Source organism: Gammaproteobacteria bacterium (assembly GCA_029862005.1).
GTDB lineage: Bacteria > Pseudomonadota > Gammaproteobacteria.
This window is the reverse complement of the sequence record JAOTYD010000023.1, coordinates 29,415-49,427: the sequence shown is the minus strand read 5'-3', so window position 1 is coordinate 49,427 and position 20,013 is coordinate 29,415. Positions and strand designations below refer to the sequence as shown.

Annotated in this window: 23 protein-coding genes; 15 read left to right on the top strand and 8 right to left on the bottom strand. The window is 53.0% G+C overall.

Features of this window, described 5'->3' with window-relative positions:
* Positions 1-108 precede the first annotated feature (108 nt).
* The 9 genes from rpmB (at position 109) to ggt (ending at position 7,933) form a co-directional block, all read left to right on the top strand.
* The gene (gene rpmB, locus OES20_13795) at positions 109-345 is read left to right on the top strand and encodes a 50S ribosomal protein L28 (protein ID MDH3635768.1); all 237 of its coding nucleotides are present in this window, start codon (positions 109-111) and stop codon (positions 343-345) included.
* A 10-nt stretch (positions 346-355) separates the two neighbouring features.
* Positions 356-511: a 50S ribosomal protein L33 gene (gene rpmG, locus OES20_13790; protein MDH3635767.1), complete on the top strand. Its 156-nt coding sequence runs from the start codon at positions 356-358 to the stop codon at positions 509-511.
* 134 nt (positions 512-645) lie between these two features.
* Positions 646-1,578 (top strand): ABC transporter ATP-binding protein, encoded by a 933-nt coding sequence (locus OES20_13785; protein ID MDH3635766.1) that lies wholly within the window; start codon positions 646-648, stop codon positions 1,576-1,578.
* Positions 1,575-2,324 (top strand): ABC transporter permease, encoded by a 750-nt coding sequence (locus OES20_13780; GenBank protein MDH3635765.1) that lies wholly within the window; start codon positions 1,575-1,577, stop codon positions 2,322-2,324. Before OES20_13785 ends, OES20_13780 begins: the two co-directional genes overlap by 4 nt.
* Positions 2,321-3,685 carry a GldG family protein gene (locus tag OES20_13775; GenBank protein ID MDH3635764.1) on the top strand — a complete coding sequence of 455 codons (1,365 nt, stop codon included), beginning with the start codon at positions 2,321-2,323 and terminating at the stop codon, positions 3,683-3,685. Before OES20_13780 ends, OES20_13775 begins: the two co-directional genes overlap by 4 nt.
* Entirely contained in the window at positions 3,685-4,539 is an 855-nt protein-coding gene (locus tag OES20_13770) for a DUF4340 domain-containing protein (GenBank protein MDH3635763.1), read from the top strand. The genes OES20_13775 and OES20_13770 overlap by 1 nt, the downstream gene beginning before the upstream one ends.
* Complete coding sequence (locus OES20_13765) at positions 4,523-5,308, top strand: MipA/OmpV family protein (GenBank protein MDH3635762.1); 786 nt, start codon at positions 4,523-4,525, stop codon at positions 5,306-5,308. Before OES20_13770 ends, OES20_13765 begins: the two co-directional genes overlap by 17 nt.
* Positions 5,309-5,313: 5 nt before the next feature.
* Entirely contained in the window at positions 5,314-6,123 is an 810-nt protein-coding gene (mutM, locus tag OES20_13760) for a bifunctional DNA-formamidopyrimidine glycosylase/DNA-(apurinic or apyrimidinic site) lyase (GenBank protein MDH3635761.1), read from the top strand.
* 142 nt (positions 6,124-6,265) lie between these two features.
* On the top strand, positions 6,266-7,933 hold the full coding sequence (gene ggt / locus OES20_13755; GenBank protein MDH3635760.1) for a gamma-glutamyltransferase: 1,668 nt from the start codon (positions 6,266-6,268) through the stop codon (positions 7,931-7,933).
* Between the two features lie 47 nt (positions 7,934-7,980).
* Here the strand turns inward: ggt and OES20_13750 are convergent, their stop codons facing one another.
* The 3 genes from OES20_13750 to rsmD are packed head-to-tail and all read right to left on the bottom strand — an operon-like array spanning position 7,981 to position 9,361.
* A complete protein-coding gene (locus OES20_13750) occupies positions 7,981-8,232 on the bottom strand; it encodes a YfhL family 4Fe-4S dicluster ferredoxin (GenBank protein MDH3635759.1) in 252 nt (83 codons plus the stop codon).
* Between the two features lie 24 nt (positions 8,233-8,256).
* Positions 8,257-8,745, bottom strand: coding sequence for a pantetheine-phosphate adenylyltransferase (gene coaD / locus OES20_13745; protein MDH3635758.1), 489 nt, complete (start codon positions 8,743-8,745; stop codon positions 8,257-8,259).
* A 52-nt stretch (positions 8,746-8,797) separates the two neighbouring features.
* Positions 8,798-9,361 carry a 16S rRNA (guanine(966)-N(2))-methyltransferase RsmD gene (gene rsmD / locus OES20_13740; protein ID MDH3635757.1) on the bottom strand — a complete coding sequence of 188 codons (564 nt, stop codon included), beginning with the start codon at positions 9,359-9,361 and terminating at the stop codon, positions 8,798-8,800.
* Between the two features lie 100 nt (positions 9,362-9,461).
* Here rsmD and ftsY point away from each other — a divergent pair, with 100 nt between their 5' ends.
* Genes ftsY through OES20_13720 form a run of 4 tightly spaced genes read left to right on the top strand, consistent with a single transcriptional unit; the run spans position 9,462 to position 12,919 of the window.
* Positions 9,462-10,427 (top strand): signal recognition particle-docking protein FtsY, encoded by a 966-nt coding sequence (gene ftsY, locus OES20_13735; GenBank protein ID MDH3635756.1) that lies wholly within the window; start codon positions 9,462-9,464, stop codon positions 10,425-10,427.
* Positions 10,428-10,443: 16 nt separating this feature from the next.
* The gene (ftsE, locus tag OES20_13730) at positions 10,444-11,142 is read left to right on the top strand and encodes a cell division ATP-binding protein FtsE (protein ID MDH3635755.1); all 699 of its coding nucleotides are present in this window, start codon (positions 10,444-10,446) and stop codon (positions 11,140-11,142) included.
* Positions 11,096-12,085, top strand: a complete 990-nt coding sequence (ftsX, locus tag OES20_13725) for a permease-like cell division protein FtsX (protein MDH3635754.1) — start codon at positions 11,096-11,098, stop codon at positions 12,083-12,085. Before ftsE ends, ftsX begins: the two co-directional genes overlap by 47 nt.
* Positions 12,086-12,091: 6 nt before the next feature.
* The gene (locus OES20_13720; GenBank protein ID MDH3635753.1) at positions 12,092-12,919 is read left to right on the top strand and encodes a response regulator; all 828 of its coding nucleotides are present in this window, start codon (positions 12,092-12,094) and stop codon (positions 12,917-12,919) included.
* A 10-nt stretch (positions 12,920-12,929) separates the two neighbouring features.
* Here OES20_13720 and OES20_13715 read toward each other — a convergent pair whose 3' ends face one another.
* On the bottom strand, positions 12,930-13,415 hold the full coding sequence (locus OES20_13715; protein MDH3635752.1) for a peptidylprolyl isomerase: 486 nt from the start codon (positions 13,413-13,415) through the stop codon (positions 12,930-12,932).
* 587 nt (positions 13,416-14,002) lie between these two features.
* Here OES20_13715 and rpoH point away from each other — a divergent pair.
* Together rpoH and OES20_13705 are read left to right on the top strand one after the other, a co-directional pair.
* On the top strand, positions 14,003-14,869 hold the full coding sequence (gene rpoH, locus OES20_13710; protein ID MDH3635751.1) for an RNA polymerase sigma factor RpoH: 867 nt from the start codon (positions 14,003-14,005) through the stop codon (positions 14,867-14,869).
* Between the two features lie 91 nt (positions 14,870-14,960).
* A complete protein-coding gene (locus tag OES20_13705; GenBank protein ID MDH3635750.1) occupies positions 14,961-16,799 on the top strand; it encodes an EAL domain-containing protein in 1,839 nt (612 codons plus the stop codon).
* Between the two features lie 31 nt (positions 16,800-16,830).
* Here OES20_13705 and OES20_13700 read toward each other — a convergent pair whose 3' ends face one another.
* Genes OES20_13700 through ctaD form a run of 4 tightly spaced genes read right to left on the bottom strand, consistent with a single transcriptional unit; the run spans position 16,831 to position 20,005 of the window.
* Positions 16,831-17,706 (bottom strand): cytochrome c oxidase subunit 3, encoded by an 876-nt coding sequence (locus OES20_13700; GenBank protein ID MDH3635749.1) that lies wholly within the window; start codon positions 17,704-17,706, stop codon positions 16,831-16,833.
* 38 nt (positions 17,707-17,744) lie between these two features.
* A complete protein-coding gene (locus OES20_13695; GenBank protein ID MDH3635748.1) occupies positions 17,745-18,257 on the bottom strand; it encodes a cytochrome c oxidase assembly protein in 513 nt (170 codons plus the stop codon).
* Positions 18,254-18,388, bottom strand: a complete 135-nt coding sequence (locus OES20_13690; protein ID MDH3635747.1) for a hypothetical protein — start codon at positions 18,386-18,388, stop codon at positions 18,254-18,256. Before OES20_13690 ends, OES20_13695 begins: the two co-directional genes overlap by 4 nt.
* A 21-nt stretch (positions 18,389-18,409) precedes the next feature.
* On the bottom strand, positions 18,410-20,005 hold the full coding sequence (gene ctaD, locus OES20_13685; protein MDH3635746.1) for a cytochrome c oxidase subunit I: 1,596 nt from the start codon (positions 20,003-20,005) through the stop codon (positions 18,410-18,412).
* Positions 20,006-20,013 lie beyond the last annotated feature (8 nt).

Sequence of the window (20,013 nt, the reverse complement as noted above, 5' to 3'; positions counted from 1 at the left end):
AAATCGCTCAAAGACAGCAATAATCAGGGCTGAAGCGGCTTGAATCCTCGATATGCTTCTGGTAGAGTTCGCGCCCTCAAGCTTATCTTGTACCAACGGAGTTCCACGATGTCTCGGGTCTGTCAAGTAACCGGCAAGAAACCGGTTAGCGGAAACAATGTGTCGCACGCGAATAACAGGACGCGTCGTCGCTTTCTGCCGAACCTGCATACCCACAAGTTCTGGGTTGATTCCGAGAATCGCTGGGTCAAGCTGCGCCTGTCTGCCAAGGGCATGCGAATTATCGATAAAAACGGCATTGACGCGGTCATCGCCGATATGCGCAAGCGCGGCATCAAGTGCTAGGAGTAGGATCATGAGAGATTTGATAAAACTGGTTTCGACCGCGGGCACCGGCCATTACTACACCACGGATAAGAACAAAAAGAACACTCCCGACAAAATGGTGTTCAAGAAATACGACCCGGTGGTGCGCAAGCACGTCGAATATAAAGAGGCCAAGATCAAGTAGACGTACTGCTTCCTCAAATCATTAAAAAACCGGTGCAAACCGGTTTTTTTATGGGCGCAGGAATCCTGTGTATCAGGCTTTCATATCGCCTCCAGTAGAGTATGATTAGCGCCATAGAAATCCCCAGGGAATCCATGTCAGACGTACTCGTTCAGGTTGAAAACCTGTCTCGCTATTACCAGAATAACTGCGCGATCAGCCACCTGACTTTTAACCTGAAAGCCGGTGAAGTACTCGGATTCCTGGGCCCGAATGGTGCCGGGAAATCTACCACGATGCAGGTCATCAGCGGCAACCTCGCACCCAGCGAGGGCGAAGTCAGCATCGCCGGCCACGATATCCTCGAGGCACCGCGCGCCGCCAAGAAGCAAATTGGCTATTTACCCGAGCATCCACCGGTTTACCGCGATGCCAGTGTCGACGAGTATCTTGCCTACTGTGCACGCCTGCACCGGATTCCACAGGCACGGGTAATAGCGGCGTTAGACAGGGTCAAGCAGCAGTGCGGCCTCGAAGATGTTGGCAGGCGCCTGATCGGTAATCTGTCCAAGGGATACCAACAACGGGTCGGGATTGCACAGGCGATCATTCACGATCCGCCAGTGATTATCCTGGACGAACCGACGGTCGGTCTTGACCCGATACAGATTCGCGAGATTCGCGCCTTGATACGCTCGTTGGGAGACCAGCACAGCGTCATTTTATCGACCCACATCCTGTCCGAGGTTCAGTCCACCTGCGACCGGGTGCAAATTATTCGTGCCGGGGAAATTATCTACAGCGCATCGACCGAAGCACTAAACCAGGGGCACGAAAGCTCATTCAAGGTTGCATTGAGGAATCCCGTCGATCCCGAAGTTTTGAGTTCGCTCGCAGGCATCGATCATGCCGAGGCACTTGATAATGGTCGCTACCGGGTTTTTATCGCGCCCGATGCTAATCCGGATGCACTGGTTACAGCAGCGGCACGGCAGCAATGGGGGCTTTACGAACTGGTGCCTGAACAGCAATCCCTCGAGGACCTGTTCATCGAGCTTACCCTGACCGAAGAGTCCAACGTCAAATGATCTGGATCATCGCCCGACGTGAATTCGGCGCCATGTTCCTGTCGCCGCTGGCCTGGGTCATTCTGGCCGTGATCCAGACCATCCTGGGTTACATGTTTCTAACCAACCTGGATAACTTTTTCGTACTACAACCCCAGCTCATTCAGCTCGAAAATACACCTGGCGTGACCGACGTGGTGATAACCCCATTAATGCAGGTGGCGGCTATCATTTCGCTGATGGTCATGCCGTTGCTGACGATGCGCTCAATCGCCGAAGAAAAACGCAATCGTACCCTGACCCTGCTGGTTTCTTCACCGCTCAGCATAACGGAAATCGTGCTCGGTAAATTCCTGGGACTGTTGCTGTTCGTGTTCGTCCTGGTGAGCATGTTGATGCTCATGCCGCTGTCTCTGTACCTTGGCACCAGCCCGGATAGCGGCAAGCTGCTGTCAATTTATCTTGGCATGCTGTTACTGCTGGCTTCATTTGCGGCGATCGGCCTGTACCTGTCGAGCCTGACCGAAAACCAGACCATCGCCGCGATCGGCACCTTCGGTGTGCTGTTGATGCTGTGGATAATCGACTGGGTCAGCGCCTCACTCAGCAACGGGCATTCCGTGCTTTCGTACCTCTCGATACTGCAACACCACCAGTCGATGCTGGAAGGCGTATTTGATAGTAGCGATATCGCCTACTACCTGCTGTTGATTATCGGCTTCCTGGTGCTGACGATTCGTCAACTCGATCGGGAACGCCTGCTGTGAAGGTCAATGCCCGCGCGCGTCTGCAGTTTCGCATCCAGTCAGGGGTCTTCCTGTTGTTGTTTGTCGCACTGATGGTCGCCATTGCATGGCTGACAAATCGATACCCGATGACAATCGACATGAGTGCAAACCAGCGCAATAGCCTGTCCCAGGAGTCTCAGCGCCTCATCGAAAGCATCGAGTTCCCACTCGAGGTAACGTTGTTCGTTTCACCGATAAACGAGAGCAAGCCGTTACTCGAAGCCCTGTTCGAGCGCTATCAACAGCACCAGCCGAATATCAGTTTCGAAAGCCTGAATCCGGATTTGTATCCGGATTTACTGCGCCGCCACGATATCCGTTATCCCGGTGAAGTTTTACTCGAGTACCAGGGGCGTAGCGAAAAGGTCTCCCAGGTCACAGAAACCACGGTGACCAGCGCGATTCAGCGCCTGATGCGGCAGGGAGAGCGTTGGCTGGTATTCCTGGAGGGACATGGCGAACGCCACCCCTATCGCGAGGCTAACTACGATTTCAGTCTGCTGGCAACGGAGTTGGCGAGCAAGGGATACACTATCGAGAGCTTGAACCTCACCCAGGCCAGCAGCGTCCCGGACAATACCGACGTGTTGATTCTGGCGAGTCCCAAGGTACCGCTGCTGCCCGGAGAAGTTAAAATTTTGCGGACATATATCGAACAGGGCGGAAACCTGCTGTGGCTCGCCGATCCCGAGCAGGCGAGTGACGGGCTCTATCTACTCGAGGAGCAGTTCGGGATTAGTTTTTTACCCGGCATTATCGTCGATCCCAATAGCCAGCTGATGGGGCTCAACAGGGTCGATTTCGCATTGGTTACAGAGTATCCACGCCATCCGATAACACAGAATTTGAGCAGCCTGTCACTGTTTCCCCAGGCGCAGGCGCTGGAGTTCAACGGCGACGAGAGTTGGCAACTACAGGTATTTCTGCAAAGCGATGAGCGCAGCTGGAACGAAACCGGCGAACTGCGTGGCGAAATCTTTAAAGGTGACGACGATGACGAGAGTTCAGGACCCTTGAATATCGGGCTGACGCTGATGCGCAGCCTCCAGAGCGACAACGGCGAACCATCCGAACAACGAACCGCTATCATCGGGGATGCAGATTTTGTATCGAATCGTTATCTCGGCAACGGTAGCAATCTCGAGATCGGGCTCAACCTGGTGAACTGGTTAAGCCATGATGACAACTTGATTGCGATCAATCCGCGACCGGCGCCCGATACTCGCCTCGAATTATCGCAGCCCGCACAACTGGCAATCGCCCTGGTATTTTTACTGGTATTACCGCTTGGTTTGCTGGTCAGTGGCCTGCGAATCTGGCTTAAGAGACGTAAGCGCTGATGTTTTCACGCCGCTGGATCATCAACTACATACTGATATTTTTAATCGTGCTGTTCACCTATATCGGTAATCGATTCGATGTCGAGACAGGGTATCAACCGCAACAGAGCGTCACCTCGCTCAAGCCGGAAAGTATCGGAACCATGGAAATTCAAACTGCCGATGCAAAACTGATACTGAGGCGAGAAGAAGACGGCTGGATGCTCGAATCCCCGATCCGCTGGCCCGCTAACGACGGTGATGTCGAACGCCTGCTCGGTATCACCTCGGTGAAAACCGATTCCCGCCTAGCGGCCGAGGAGATCGACCTGGAAACGCTCGGGTTACAGTTCCCCAAAGCTTCATTGCGATTAAACGAAACCCTGGTGCTATTTGGAGACACCAATAATATCGGTGCCAGGCGCTACACTATGGTCGGTTCCACCGTTTACCTGCTGCCCGACATGCTTTTGCCTTTCATGTCGCAGGGTTTGACCGGCATCGTTGACCAAAGCCTGCTGCCACGCAGATTCGAGCTTAGTGCGCTTAAGTTGCCTGGCCACGAGATAATCCGTGACGCCAATAATACCTGGCGATTGATTGATGCTAAAGGTATCGGCCAGGAACAAATCGCGAAGCTCGTCGACAACTGGCAAAACCTGCAGGCATTGCGCGTGAAACCGTTCTCAGCCGAGAAAATACCCCAGCAGAAAATCACGACTCGACTTGCCGATGGTCGAAACCACGACTTCTTCGTGATGTCGATCGATCCGGAAATTGTTATCGCGAATCCACAGATCAGTCTGCAATATCACTTCCCCGCAGATCTCTACTACCAACTGATTTCGTTACGCACAGATGAGACTTCCGGTTAGTCTGGTTCTGGTACTGAGCGTCGGCAGTGCCCTCGCGCAGAAACCGCTGCCGCGTCTCGAACTCGGCGCCGGCCTGTTTGCGCTAAGTGCACCCGACTACCGGGGCTCAAACGAGTCGTCGAGCTATTTGCTGCCGGCTCCCTACATCAAGTACCGTGGCGAGCGCCTGCGTGTCGACGAGGGCGCGCAGGGTGTCATTTTCGAGTCAGATGACCTGTTGTTTACCTTGAGTGGCAACCTCTCGCCGCCGGCAGATGAAGACACGCCTGAGCGTGAAGGTATGGATGAACTGGATGCCATAATCGAAATCGGACCGGCGCTGAACTATCGCTTCTCGCGTCGGCAACGCAGTGCCTGGTGGATCGATTTACCGCTTCGTTATGCCTATACGGTGAATGGCGACCTGGATAACATTGGCTGGGTATTTCAACCTCGACTTTCCTGGCGCAAGCCGGCAAGGCGCCTTGGCGAATGGAAATTGCGATTCAATGTCGGCCCCCTGTATGCCAGCGACGAACATCATGCCTATTTTTACTCGGTTGACGACGAGGACAGCACCCCTTCCCGGCCGGCGTTCGAAGCCGACGCTGGTTTCAGCGGTTATCGTACCGAATTTACCTACAGCCGGCGAATCGGCCAGTACTGGCTCGGCGGATTCCTGCGGTATGACGACCTGGGTAACTCGGAAATCGAGGATAGCCCGCTGGTCTCGGATAACGGTTCCTGGACGGGCGGCATTGCGCTGGCCTGGGTATTTCACGAAATCTAGTCATCATGCCTGAACTTCCCGAAGTCGAAACCACCCGGCGTGGCATCCGCAATCACCTGCTTGGTCAACGAATAGAAAAGGTCATCCTGCGCGAAACCCGGCTGCGCTGGCCAATCAGTGCGCAGGTTTCTACCCTGGCGGGCCGGCGTATACGCGAGGTATCGCGACGCGGCAAGTACATCTTGATGGAACTCGACCGCGGTAACCTGATCTGGCACCTCGGGATGTCGGGCAGTATGCGTATCTTGCCGGTCGGCTCGACTGTTGCAGACCATGAACATGTCGAGTTGCAGCTCGGCAACGCGCAGGCCTTGAAATACCGTGATCCGCGTCGTTTCGGTGCCCTGCTCTACTGCCACCGGGACCCGTTACAGCATCGGCTGTTGCGACAACTGGGACCGGAACCCCTGGGCGATGCGTTCGACGCAGACTACCTCTACGACCGTTGCCGAAATCGCAATGCGGCCATAAAAACCGTGTTGATGAACAGTCACATCGTCGTTGGCGTTGGCAATATCTACGCGAGTGAAGCATTATTTCTCGCCGGTATTCGGCCCACGCGCGCGGCGCGAAGGATCAGCAAGCTACGGATCGAGAAACTGGTCGGCGCGGTGCGCGACACCCTGTCAGCGGCAATCGCACATGGTGGCACCACCCTGCAGGACTTTACCCAGGCGGATGGCAAGCCCGGCTATTTCAGGCATGAGCTGCAGGTCTATGCCAACCGCGGCGAGTGCAAGGTTTGCGCACGCCCAGTCAAGCACGTGGTGCAGGGGCAACGCTCCAGTTACTACTGTCCCGGATGCCAGTCCTGATCGTCAATCGTACCAGGCCACAAATTCCACGGTAAAATACCCCCTCGATACCTCACCTGTAACCTGGAGACTCTATTGAGATCTTGATTGACCTATGTCGCTTCTTTACCATCGGAACTCTCGCAAACTCAGGTTAAATCTTATGTTCTTCAAAATCATGCCTCGCATTCTTGTTCTCGGGTTTGCAATAACGTTCGTCGCTTCGGCACAGGCCGTGCCCGGCGAAGGCACCAGGATCATGATTTCCGCACCGTCGAATTATGCGGTCAATGCCGGCAAAGCCATCTTGGTAAAGGGTGGCAACCTCATCGATGTTGCGGTCGCGGTTGGTCTCACGCTGGCAGTCACCAATCCGTCAAACGCCACGCTCGGCGGCGGGGGTTTTGCCCTGGTGAGTATGGGTCAGGGCGTCGAGGTACTTGATTTCCGTGAATCTGCACCGGCGGCAACCTCGCCTGAATTTTACGTTGATCGGGAAAAGGGCGCTTCGTGGAATGGTGGCACGGCCGTGGGGGTTCCCGGAGTCGCCGCCGGATTGTGGGCGCTGCATCAAAGGTACGGGAAGTTAAAATGGGAGGAGCTGTTCGACAGGCCCATGGAGCTTGCCCGGGACGGCATCGAATTCTCGGGAACCGAATCACGCTACTCGGAAAAACAAAAAGATCGATTCAACAGCGCCGGGATTCGACATTTTTACAAAACCCCGCAACAGCACTACAAGCCGGGTGAAATACTGAAGCAGCCTGCGCTGGCGCAAGCCCTGACACTTTATCGGGACCAGGGCCCGGATGGTTTTTACTCGGGTGACGTCGCCAGGGACGTCGCCGATTCGGTCCAGGCTGCGGGCGGCGTGATTACGACGGCAGACCTGGCAGCCTACAAGGTACGCTGGTTGAAACCCCTGGAGACTGAATTTAAAGGGCACAGGGTTTACATGATGCCACCACCAAGCAGTGGTGGTGCTGTCATCAAGACCGCATTTGAGCTGTTCGACAGGGTTAACATTCAACAGCAGGCACCGCTTAGCGTTAATGAAATCCATTTAATGGCAGAAGTTTTGAATCGTGCATTCAGAGGACGTGCCCTGCTGGGCGATCCGGACTATCACGATAACCCGTTCGATAAAATACTGTCGGACGGATATATCGGTGAAATGGCGCAAAGTATTGATATCAATCGGGCCGTGCAATTAGAGCCGCTGGTCGACAAGCCTGCCGATGATTCCAAAGAAACTACCCAGTTTTCGATCCTGGATGCCGATGGCAATGCGATCAGTCTTACGGTAACCCTGAACGGCAGCTACGGTTCCGGGGTGGTTTCAGAAAAATACGGTATTGCCCTCAACAATGAAATGGACGATTTCACGACGCGGCCCGGCGAACCCAACGCATTTGGCCTGGTACAGGGTTTTGGCAACCGGGTGCAGCCCGGCAAACGACCGCTCAGTTCAATGAGCCCGACATTGGTCGAAAAAGACGGCAAGATCGTCATGACCCTGGGTGCTGCCGGCGGTCCGTGGATAATCAGTAGCGTCATTCAAACCATTTACCGGGTGCTGGTCACCGGTCTCGATATCGATCGCGCGGTGCAGTTCCCCAGGGTGCATCACCAGTTTTTACCGAACAAGGTTTTCATCGATGAGTTTAAATTTTCACCGGAACTGGTGACTGGCCTGCAGCAGCGCGGGCATGAGATCGTGGCGTATAAACCCGGCAGGATGGGCAGGATCAAGGCGGTCCGCTTAAACGACAAGAACTATCTCGAGGCGAGTTTTGATAATCGCAGCGAAGGTGCCGTCGGTGGCTACTGATTCACCGGGAGACCGCCTTAATCACTGGACAAATACGGGGCGCTATTTTATTCGTTACCCATCAGATGATTATATTTCTCGAGTAACTGCTCCTGCGTTTCCGGGTACTCCGGGTTAAACGGAATGCAATCGACGGGGCAGACCTCGACACACTGAGAGGTTTCGAAATGCCCCACGCACTCGGTACACAACAGAGGGTCAATTTCGTAATATTCCTCTCCCGGTGATATCGCGTCATTCGGGCACTCCGGCTCACACACATCGCAATTGATGCATTCGTCGGTGATCATCAGTGCCACGATCTGAATCCCCTGTATAACACTTTACTTACTGGCCTCCAGTTTTTCAGTCAATCGACGCAGGATTTCCGGATGCAAGAACTCCGAGACATCCCCGTTCAAGCGGGCGATTTCACGCACCAGGCTTGATGACACGAAAGCATAGCGTTGCGCTGCAGTCAGAAAAACCGTTTCTATTTCCGGCGCAAGGGACCGATTCATACCCGCCAACTGGACTTCGTATTCAAAATCTGAAATCGCGCGCAGACCGCGCACAATGACATCGGCGCCACAATCGCGCGCAAAGTCGATGAGCAGACCCGAAAAAGGTTTTACCGAAATTTGATCATTTTCGTTAAAAACGATTCTTAGCATATCGAGGCGCTCTTCGATATTGAAGAAAGGTTCCTTGGCGAGACTGTCGGCAACCCCGATCACGACATGATCGAACATTTGCAAAGCACGCTCGCAGATATCGATATGACCGCGGGTTACTGGATCGAAAGTGCCCGGATAAATTGCAGTACCGGTCATGGATTACCTCTGTGTTCCAGCATCGGGTGCCGGGCTGAATGATTGGCCGATTCTAACGGCTTCCCTGCCATTCGGCTATAGCATATTTGACCTGGCCTGCACTTTTCTGTTTCAACCACCGCAGGCTGGCGGACGGTAAGTCAAAATGATCGGACAGCGGCCATTCAAAATAGATTATTGCACCGGGCTGCAAACAATCGTGGATTTCCAGCTGCTCAAAAGCCTGGGCGCGCAATTGTGGTTTTGCATAGGGAGGATCAATAAAGACAATGTCGAATCTTTGCCTCAATTGCCCAATTAATTTTCGGCTGTCACCCGCGATAATTTCAAACCTGGAAGTCTCCAGACGCTCTGCCTGGTCACGCAGGTTTGCCAGTGCCCGTTGCTGGCGCTCGAGGGCAGTAACCCGGCTGGCACCCCGCGAAAGTGCCTCAAAACCAAGCACACCGCTGCCCGCGAAGCAATCGAGCACATTAGCGTCTCTTAACATCGGATCCAGCCAGTTAAACAGGGTTTCGCGGATACGATCAGGTGTTGGACGCAAACCCGCCCCGTCGACGACCTCGAGTTTACGCCCGCGCCACTTGCCGCCGATAATCCTGACTTGAGATTTCATATTCATGGTCCGGTTGGAACTTAAATGCGGTTCAGAGGTGCACAGATGGAATCGCTTTCTGTTAGCATATTGTGCCTGAATTCTGATTGCCGGAAAAATGATGTTCGGATTTAAATCTGCGAACAAAAACGAAACGCAAGCGCCGACAGGCCTGTTTGCGTCACTGCGCCAGCGCCTCTCGAAAACAAGGGAAAACCTGTCGACTGGACTGGCCGATTTGCTGCTCGGCAAGAAACAGATTGATGCGGACACGCTCGAGCAACTGGAAGACCAGCTGCTGTTGGCTGACGTCGGTATCCAGGCAACCCAGAAAATTACCTCGCGCCTGACCGAATCGCTGCAACGTAAACAACTGGATGATGGTGATAGCCTGATCGGTGCGCTTAAAAATACGATGATGGAAATTCTCGAGCCCTGCTCTATTCCGCTCGAGATCGATACCAGCAAAAAGCCTTTCGTAATACTGATGGTCGGCGTCAACGGCGCCGGCAAGACTACCACGGTTGGGAAGCTAGCCCGGCAATTCAAAAACCAGGGACTAAAGGTAATGCTGGCTGCCGGTGATACTTTTCGCGCCGCGGCGGTCGAGCAGTTGCAGACCTGGGGTGAGCGCCTCGACGTGCCGGTTATCCGCCAGGGCCAGGGCGCAGATTCCGCGTCGGTGATCTTTGATGCCCTACAATCCGCGCAGGCCCGCGGAATTGATGTGCTGATCGCCGATACTGCAGGGAGATTACATACGCAATCAAGCCTGATGGATGAACTGGAGAAGATTAAACGCGTCATGAGCAAGCTCGATCCAGGCGCACCTCAGGAAACCTTGCTGGTGCTCGATGCCGGAACCGGGCAGAATGCCCTCGCGCAGGCAAGCAATTTTCGAGACACAATCGGGATTTCAGGGATAATTCTGACCAAACTCGATGGCACCGCCAAAGGGGGCATGATTTTTAACGTGGCTGAACAGTTGCATACCCCGATCCGCTATATTGGCGTTGGCGAGACGGTCGATGACCTGCGTCCTTTCGATCACGCGGAATTTGTCGACGCCCTGTTGACCGACGCCTGATGCCGACTCCAACTCCATGATTGAATTTCACAATGTAACCAAGCGTTTCGAGGGTGGCTACGAGGCGCTTAGCGATGTATCTCTCAAGCTGGGTGACGGCGAGATGGCTTTTATCACCGGGCACTCGGGCGCAGGCAAGAGCACGTTACTGAAAATCATCGCGCTGATCGAGAAACCGACTCGCGGCCAGGCGCTGTTAAACCGCATCAACCTCAACAACATGCCACGTTATCGCGTTCCTTATATTCGGCGTAATATCGGTATCATCTTTCAGGATCATCAGCTACTGTTTGATCGCAGCGTCTTCGATAACGTGGCCCTGCCCCTGCATATACAGGGCTATCGTCCCCAGGAAATTGCCAAGCGTACACGCGCTGCACTCGATAAGGTCGGTCTGCGGCACAAGGAAAAATCGATGCCGATTACGCTTTCCGGCGGTGAACAACAACGCGTCGGGATCGCGCGCGCGGTGGTGCATAAGCCGATGTTACTGCTTGCCGATGAACCCACCGGCAACCTCGATCCGGAGCTATCGCGGGAAATCATGCATATTTTTGTCGATTTCAACCAGGTCGGTGTCACGGTGCTGGTCGCAAGCCACGATCTTGACCTGATCGATGAACTGGATAAACCCCGCATGACGCTCAACCGGGGCAAACTGGTTCTGAATGACCTCGAAGACAATCGCACGGAGACAGATGGTGGCAGGCAGTAATATTCGTCGCCACAAGCCAGCGACTTCAAATCGCATTTCAGCCTACCTGCTACATCACCTGCAGTCGCTGATTTTCAGCCTGCGCAAGATTTACGCGGCCCCGGCAACCACCATTATGACAGTTGCCGTGATCGGCATAACACTGTCGCTGCCGGGCGGTTTCTACCTGTTCCTAAAAAATGTCGACGCAATCTCCGGCGATTTCCGTTCGAGCTCCCAGATCAGCCTGTTTCTTGATCTCAAAATCAGTGAAAAAAAGGCGCGTGAAATCGACAAGCGGATCGCCAAAATGGAGCATGTCGATTCAACCCGATTTATCTCGCGTGATCAATCGCTCGAAAAATTTCGGCAGGACTCGGGATTTGGCAAGAGCATCGATACGCTGAGTACCAACCCGCTGCCGCATACTATTATCGTCGAACCTGGCGAGGCCGATACTTTTACAGTTCGCAACCTGCTTAATAATCTGCAGAAAATGCCCGAGGTTCATATCGCCAAGCTAGATACGGAGTGGCTGGAGCGACTTTATACAATTATTGAAATCGCCCGGCGCTCGGTCGTGATTATTACGATACTGTTCTCCTGCGCAGTGCTGCTGATCATTGGTAACACGATCAGGCTCGATATCCAGAATCGCTACCAAGAAATAATAGTCACCAAGCTAATTGGTGCCACCGACGCATTCATCCGGCGACCATTTCTCTACGGCGGTGTCTGGTATGGCTTACTGGGCGGTATCATTTCGTGGTTGATCGTCGAGGTTGGTTACCTTTCGATTTCGGGCCCACTCGAACGTCTAAATCTGCTATATAAGTCTGATATGAGCCTGATCACATTTTCGTTTAACGACTTTATCATCCTGATAACATCAAGTACCCTACTCGGGCTAGCCGGGTCCTGGATCGCAGTGGCGCGGCACTTGAATCAAATAGAGCCAACCTAGAATAAAATGCCCGCAAAACGTCGACTATTACTGATTGATACTTCAGATTCAGCACGCGCGATTCTTTTCAAGGAAATCTCGGGCCGCGCACCCGATCTTGACATCATCGCCTGCGCTAACGGCAAGGAGGCAATGACGGCTGTCAAACGGTACGAATTTGAAATCATCACTACCGGTATCACGCTACCCGATATCGATGGTTATGCATTAATCGAGCAGATTCGACAAACGCCAAAGAATAAAGAAACCGCCATTTTCGTCGTCTCGGGTGACACCGAACCTCGCATTGTGGGTGGCGACATGGAAGACACCGACGCCGTAACGGCTTACTTCGACAAGGCCGATGGGACGAAACCACTGGTTAACTTCATTCTTAACTTCCTTGGAACGCAGAACGAGTTACCGGTTCGAATTCTATACGTCGATAAAAGTGCCACCTCAACCGCCATCACCACCGGAATACTTGAAAAAAACGGCATCGAGTATTTCCATTTTCGTGACGCCGGTGAAGTGATCGAATTTCTCAAACAGGACCTGGCTGACAATGGCAACTGTAGTATCGATGTCATGATTACTGACCTGATGCTGACCAGCGACGTGAACGGCTACGAATTGATCCAGACCATCCGTAACGAACTTGAACTTGACTACCTCACGCTGCCGATTCTGCTGATGACTATCGAACCCGGCGAGGACGAACGCACCGATTTCACAGCAATATTCGGCGCCGGAACAAATGATTTCATTACCAAGCCGATCGACGAAGAAGATTTACTGACACGCCTGCAGACGCTGGTCAATATCAAACGCCAAAGCGAAGCATTAAATCCCTGATCCGGCAGGGCTAGTGGTCGTGACCTCCCGGTCCGTGCACATGGCCGTGCGCCAGTTCTTCCTCGCTGGCATCGCGTACCGCCTCGACCTTGACACTGAATTTTAACGATTTGCCAGCAAGCGGATGATTGGCATCGACCGTCACCGTGGCTTCATCGACTTCGGTGACAACCAGGTTGATCTGGCCCTGGTCGGTTTGCGAGGTGACCATCATGCCGGGTTCTATCGTTTCCATTTCCTGAAAAGCTTCTTTTGGCACGACCTGAACGCGGTCTTCACTATACTCGCCGTAGGCCTCACCCGGTTCCACCGTGACTTCGAATTCCTCTCCAACCGCCTTCCCCTCCAACTCCTGCTCGAGTCCCGGAATAATGTTTCTGGCACCATGCAGGTAAGTCATCGGATCATCGCCCTCGGATGAATCAATAACTTCATCGCTGGCAACATCGACAACCTTGTAATGGATCGTGACAACCTTCTGTTGGCTAATAGTCATGTTGGTCTTTCCCGTATCTGTTTCCTGGGTCGGCAGTGGGTAACTCCGGTTTGCACCGTCGGCGCATTTTAACCGGGTGCAGCGTAGGGAGACGTTGATCGCATAGACAGACGGGCGTGCTTGGATATTTCGACGGGCTGTGCGAATTCGCAGTATACCAATCGTGTTGCCAAGATAAAGCCGGGGACAAGAAAGTATTCCAGAATTCAGGCTGCATGCAACAGCCCGGGACTGTTACCAATTGCCGCCGAGACCGGAGGCATCCCGCCAGAACGCAAAACCCTGCATGCTGGCTATACCACCGGAATGGATAGTCATGCTTCACCAACACTGTGAATATGCGGTATTCGGACTCCCCTGGTTCAGGTAGCTATATATAAACTTGTGGAAGTTACGCCATATCCCGCTCTCAACTGATCCACAGCAGGGATCTGGACGTATATATGTGGTATTTTTCTTTAATAACCATGCAGTTAAAGAGTATATTAATATTTGCTAATAAACTTGAACTGATTGCGATAATTATGCTCTAATAGCTAGCACTCGGTAAGCTTGAGTGCTAAATAACACCTAAATCGAGGTCATTAATGAGCACAGAAGTGATTAATACACGCAATACAATGCCCGTACTACGGGGCAGTTCGAATCTGGACGCCTATATTCAGGCCGCCAGAAGCGTGCCTATCCTGAGCGCCGAAGAAGAGTATGCGCTGGCAAAGGATCTGCAGGAGACCGGCAATATCGAATCGGCCCAAAAGCTGGTTCTGCCACACCTGCGTTTCGTCATCAAGATCGCAAATAATTACGCGGGTTACGGCCTCGCGGTCCCCGATTTAATCCAGGAAGGCAGTATTGGTTTGATGAAGGCCGTTAAACGTTTTCGCCCTGAAGTCGGTGTGCGCCTGGTTTCTTTCGCGGTGCACTGGATAAAAGCCGAAATTCACGAGTATATTTTGAAAAACTGGCGCATCGTAAAAGTGGCCACGACCAAGTCCCAGCGAAAGCTGTTCTTTAAATTGCGCAGCCAGAAAAAACGCCTAGGCTGGTTCAAGTCGGAAGAAATCGATCACGTCGCAGAAACGCTCGGTGTTACCCGTGAAAACGTGATTGAAATGGAAAACCGGCTCAACAATTATGACGTCGCGTTTGATATATCCGGCGATGATGACGATGACACCGCTTACCTGGCACCTGCTAATTCGCTGACATCCAACACACCGTCGCCAGAGTTACTGCTCGAAGCACAGGACACCGAACAGAATAACGCTCACATGCTCGGTGAAGCACTTGAAAATCTCGACGACCGCAGCAAAGCCATCGTGACACGGCGCTGGTTAATCGAACCCAAAGCAACGCTGCACGAACTTGCCGACGAATACGGCGTCTCGGCAGAGCGGATTCGTCAAATTGAAAGTAATGCCTTCAAATCGATGAAGTCTTCATTCATCGCCTGAGACTGCGACATCCTTCAAGTGAAAGCCCGGCATGACCGGGCTTTTTTTATGTCCGCTCACATATAAATACTATACTCGAACGTAATTCCTGATGGACCCACTGAAGATGTCGGATAGCGATTCTCCCGAAGAAGAGAATGACGAACGGGCTTTACTCGAAGCAAGACTGAAAGCGCTGGAAGTTGACCTGCGCCAGAAAAAGGAAATTATCCTGGCACAGCACACCAAGCTGGAGGCCTTTTTTGGGTCGTCAATCGACGCCCTGGTACAAATGGATTTTGACGGTCACATTACCGGCTGGAACCAGCAGGCCGAAAAGATCTTTGGCTGGAGCGCCGAGGAAATTCTCGATCAGACCATTGTCGAAACCATCATTCCGGAACGTTATCGGGATGCCCATAACAAGGGCATGAAAAAGTATCTGAAAACCGGTAAGTCTTCGGTTATGAACACACTGATCGAGATTCACGCCCTGCATCGCGACGGCTATGAGTTTCCTGTCGAATTGTCGATCTCGGTTATCGATTCGGCAGACCTGCAGGAATTCAGTGCCTATATCCGCGACATCTCGGAACGTAAACACGCCGAGACTGTTATCTGGAACCAGGCTAATTTCGATGCGTTGACGAGCCTGCCGAACCGAAACCTTTTTTTACAAAAGCTGGAACATGAAATGCGCGCCTGCGATCGCAGTAACCTTTCGCTGGCGCTGCTTTACATCGATCTCGACCGTTTCAAGGACGTAAACGATACGCTGGGCCACGACATGGGAGATCTGTTGTTGATCGAAATCTCGAGTCGTCTCAAGAAAACATTGCGTGAAACTGACACCGTCTCGCGCCTTAGCGGGGACGAGTTCACGGTAATTCTGGGACAGATCGACGATCCGCTGTCGGTACAACCCCTGTGCCAGCAATTGCTGGATGAGCTCGCACGATCCTACCAGCTCGACAATGAAAAAGTCTTCCTGACGGCGAGTATCGGCGTCACCTTCTATCCGCAGGATTCAAAAGATATTGATGTACTCCAGCGTAACGGTGACCAGGCGATGTATGCGGCGAAGGGAAACGGACGTAACAGCTTTCATTTTTTTACACCCGAACTCCAGGAGCGTGCAGTTCGAAAGCGCAAAATGATCAAGGACCTGCGCGACGCAATGCAGCAGGAGCAGTTCGAGATTTATTACCAGCCAATCGTCGATATGAAAAATAACCAGCTGACAAAGGCCGAAGCCCTGCTGCGCTGGCATAATCCCGAATCGGGGATGGTAAGCCCTTCCGTGTTCATCCCCATCGCGGAAGAAACGGGCTTGATTGCCGATATCGGCAACTGGGTATTTTACAGTGCAACCGAGCAGGCAAGCCGCTGGCGAGATCAATTTGATATCGACTTCCAGGTCAGCATTAACACTTCCCCGCTACAATGGATAGACGAGGCTGCGGCCATGAACCAGTGGTTTTCGCATCTTCAACAAATCGGGCTCAGCGGCCAGGCAATGACCGTCGAAATCACCGAGGGTTTGTTGATGGATGCCAACGACAAGATAACCAATCGGTTGCTGGATTTTCGCGATGCGGAAGTACAGGTATCCATCGACGACTTTGGCACCGGCTACTCATCGCTATCCTACCTGAAGCAGTTTGATATCGATTACCTGAAAATCGACCAGTCCTTCGTACGCAACCTGGATCATGACAAGAACGATCTTGCTCTGTGTGAAGCCATCATCGTGATGGCGCACAAACTGGGAATTAAAGTGATTGCCGAGGGTGTTGAAACCGAAACCCAGGGCCAGTTGCTGAAGGATTTCGACTGTGACTATGGCCAGGGTTACCTTTATTCAAGGCCGGTAGCGGCCAAAGACTTCGAAGCACTACTGGGCGAACCCTGTAAAAAACCAAAGCGCCGGACAAAAAAAAGCACGGCCTAGGCCGTGCTCTTCGATAACCTCACTGGCTGCGTTATAGCCAGTAAACAAAAATAAACAGTCCCAGCCATACCACGTCCACGAAATGCCAGTACCAGGCAACGGCCTCGAACGCGAAATGATTCTCCGGTGAAAAGTGCCCCTTGGCAGCGCGGATCATGATGATTAACAGCATGGTCGCACCCATGGTGACGTGGAAACCATGAAATCCGGTTAACATGAAAAATGTACTGCCGTAAATGCCCGAATCGAGGCGCAGATTTAATTCCTCGTAAGCATGGGCGTACTCAATACCTTGCAGAATGACGAAGCCGAATCCCAGTGCGACGGTCGCGAACAGCCAGTACACCAGCCAGACGTTGTCCCTGCGCTTGAGCGCCCAGTGCGCGAGCGTCACGGTCAGGCCCGAGGTCAGCAGGATAACCGTATTGAGTGCCGGTAGCCCCCAGGCGCCCATGGCCTGCCTGGCAACCTCGAACTTGTCTGCCAGGGGCGGGGTCAATAACGGCCACGCGGCTTCAAAATCGGGCCACAGGTATTGCGCAGTTGCATCGTTATTGGAACCACCGTCAAGCCAGGGTATCGAGTACATACGTGCATAGAACAGGGCGCCGAAGAAGGCTGCGAAAAACATGACCTCGGAGAAGATAAACCAGCCCATGCCCCAGCGGAATGACATGTCAACCTGTGGGTTATAGGTGCCAGCCAGCGACTCTTTGACCACGGTACCAAACCAGCCGTACATCATGAAAACCAGAATCGCGAGGCCGACAAATATCGGCGTTGCGCTCCAGGTGCCGTGCAGGAAATTGGCGGCGCCAACCACGGTCAGGGATAACCCGACCGAGCCGATAATCGGCCAATGAGTGCCATGGGGTACATAATAGTCTTGGTTGCTTGCACTGCTCATGTAATTGTCTCTCTATATTCTATAAAGCGTTAGAGTTTCTAGCCCTTGTCCAGACTGAAAAACGTGTAGGACAATGTAATCTGTTCGATATTTTCTGAAATACCGGTGCCGACAACAAATCGCACCGGCATATCCAGTGTCTCACGCCCCGCCAGTTCCTGCTGGGTAAAACAGAAACATTCGGTCTTGTTAAAATACTCCGCGGCAAGTCCTGGCGATACACTCGGAATCGCCTGCCCGAGGGTTGTCTTATCGCTGGCGCTGCGCACTCGGAACACGGCTTCGTAAACCTGTCCCGGATGAATTTCCATTTTCTTGACCAGCGGCTGGAAATCCCAGGGTAATCCGGTATTGGTATTTGCCAGGAAACGTACTTCTATCGTCCTCGAGGTATCCACCTGGCTGCTGTCGATTTCCGAGGCCTCAATGCGGCCGGTTTTACCGTTGAGCCCGGTGATGTCACAAAATACATCGTAAAGCGGCACCAGCGCGAAGCCGAAGCCAAACATCAGCAATGGAATCGCGGCCAGCCTGAGTGGGCTCACTTTCACTGGAAATTACCCCAGAAAAAGGTTGCGATGAAAAACGTTGCAACAATGATGACGTGCGCAATCACGATGCGCCAGGTCCGCTTGCGTCGCTCGGCGGAGGTTAAATAATCACCTGACTGATTCTCTTGCATCAACAGAGCCATCGTTCCCAGTTACCTAACCGGCGGCGCTTCGGTAAAGCTGTGATACGGCGGTGGCGACGGCAGGTGCTCGAATTCGAGGCCGGTTGCCCCTTCCCAGACCTGATCAGTAGCCTTGACCCCACCCTTGATCGTCTTGATAACGATATACAGGAAGAAAATCTGTGCCAGGCCGAAGGCGAAACCACCGATACTCGAGATCATGTTGAACTCGGCAAACTGCAACGAGTAATCAGGAATCCGGCGCGGCATACCCGCCAGGCCAACGAAGTGTTGCGGAAAGAATAAAACGTTGACCGCAATGGTTGACCACCAGAAGTGGATCTTGCCCAGTTTCTCGTCGTACATATGGCCGGTCCACTTCGGCACCCAGTAGTAGAATGCGGCAATGATCGAGTACAAGGCACCAGTTACCAGCACGTAGTGGAAGTGTGCGACGACAAAGTAGGTGTCATGATACTGCGTGTCTACCGGGGCAACCCCCAGCATCAAGCCGGAAAATCCACCGATGGTAAACATGACGATAAATCCCAGCGCCCACAGCATCGGGGTTTCAAAGGTCATCGAGCCTTTCCACATCGTGGTTACCCAGTTGAAGACCTTGACCCCGGTCGGCACCGAGATCAGGATCGTCGCGTACATAAAGTAAAGTTCGCCTGCAACCGGCATGCCCACGGTAAACATGTGGTGCGCCCAGACCATGAACGACAGGATCGCAATCGAAGCGGTTGCATACACCATCGAGCTGTAACCGAACAGCGGTTTGCGCGCGAAGGTCGGGATAATTGCGGAAATCACACCGAAGGCCGGCAGGATCATGATGTAAACCTCGGGATGTCCGAAGAACCAGAATACGTGCTGGAACATGACCGGATCGCCACCGCCCGCGGCATCGAAAAACGAGGTGCCAAAGTGGCGGTCGGTTAACATCATCGTGACCGCACCGGCGAGTACCGGCATGACCGCGATCAACAGGTAGGCAGTAATCAACCAGGTCCAGACGAACAGCGGCATTTTCATCAGCGTCATACCTGGGGCACGCATGTTCAATATGGTGGCGATTATATTAATGGCACCCATTACCGACGAAATTCCCATCAGGTGCACCGCAAAAATGAAAAAGTCGGTCGTGTCCGGCGCAAAAGTGGTAGAGAGTGGCGCATAGAAGGTCCATCCGAACGCCGGCGCACCGCCTTCCATAAAGGTGGTGGAAGCCAGGATCGTGAATGCAAACGGCAGAATCCAGAAGCTCCAGTTATTCATGCGTGGCAAGGCCATGTCCGGGGCACCGATCATTATGGGTACCAACCAGTTGGCGAGGCCAACGAAGGCCGGCATGATCGCGCCGAACACCATTACCAGGCCGTGCATTGTGGTCATCTGGTTGAAAAAATGCGGTTCAACCCACTGCAGTCCAGGCTGGAACAGCTCAAGCCGGATTATCATCGCCATGGATCCGCCGTAGAGCAGCATTATGAATGCCAGCCACAGGTAAAGCGTGCCGATATCCTTATGATTGGTTGTGGTAACCCATCGCATCAAACCCTTGGCAGGGCCATGATCATGGTGCTCGCCGTGAGCTGCATCGTGTGTCGTATCGGTATACATCTATTTCC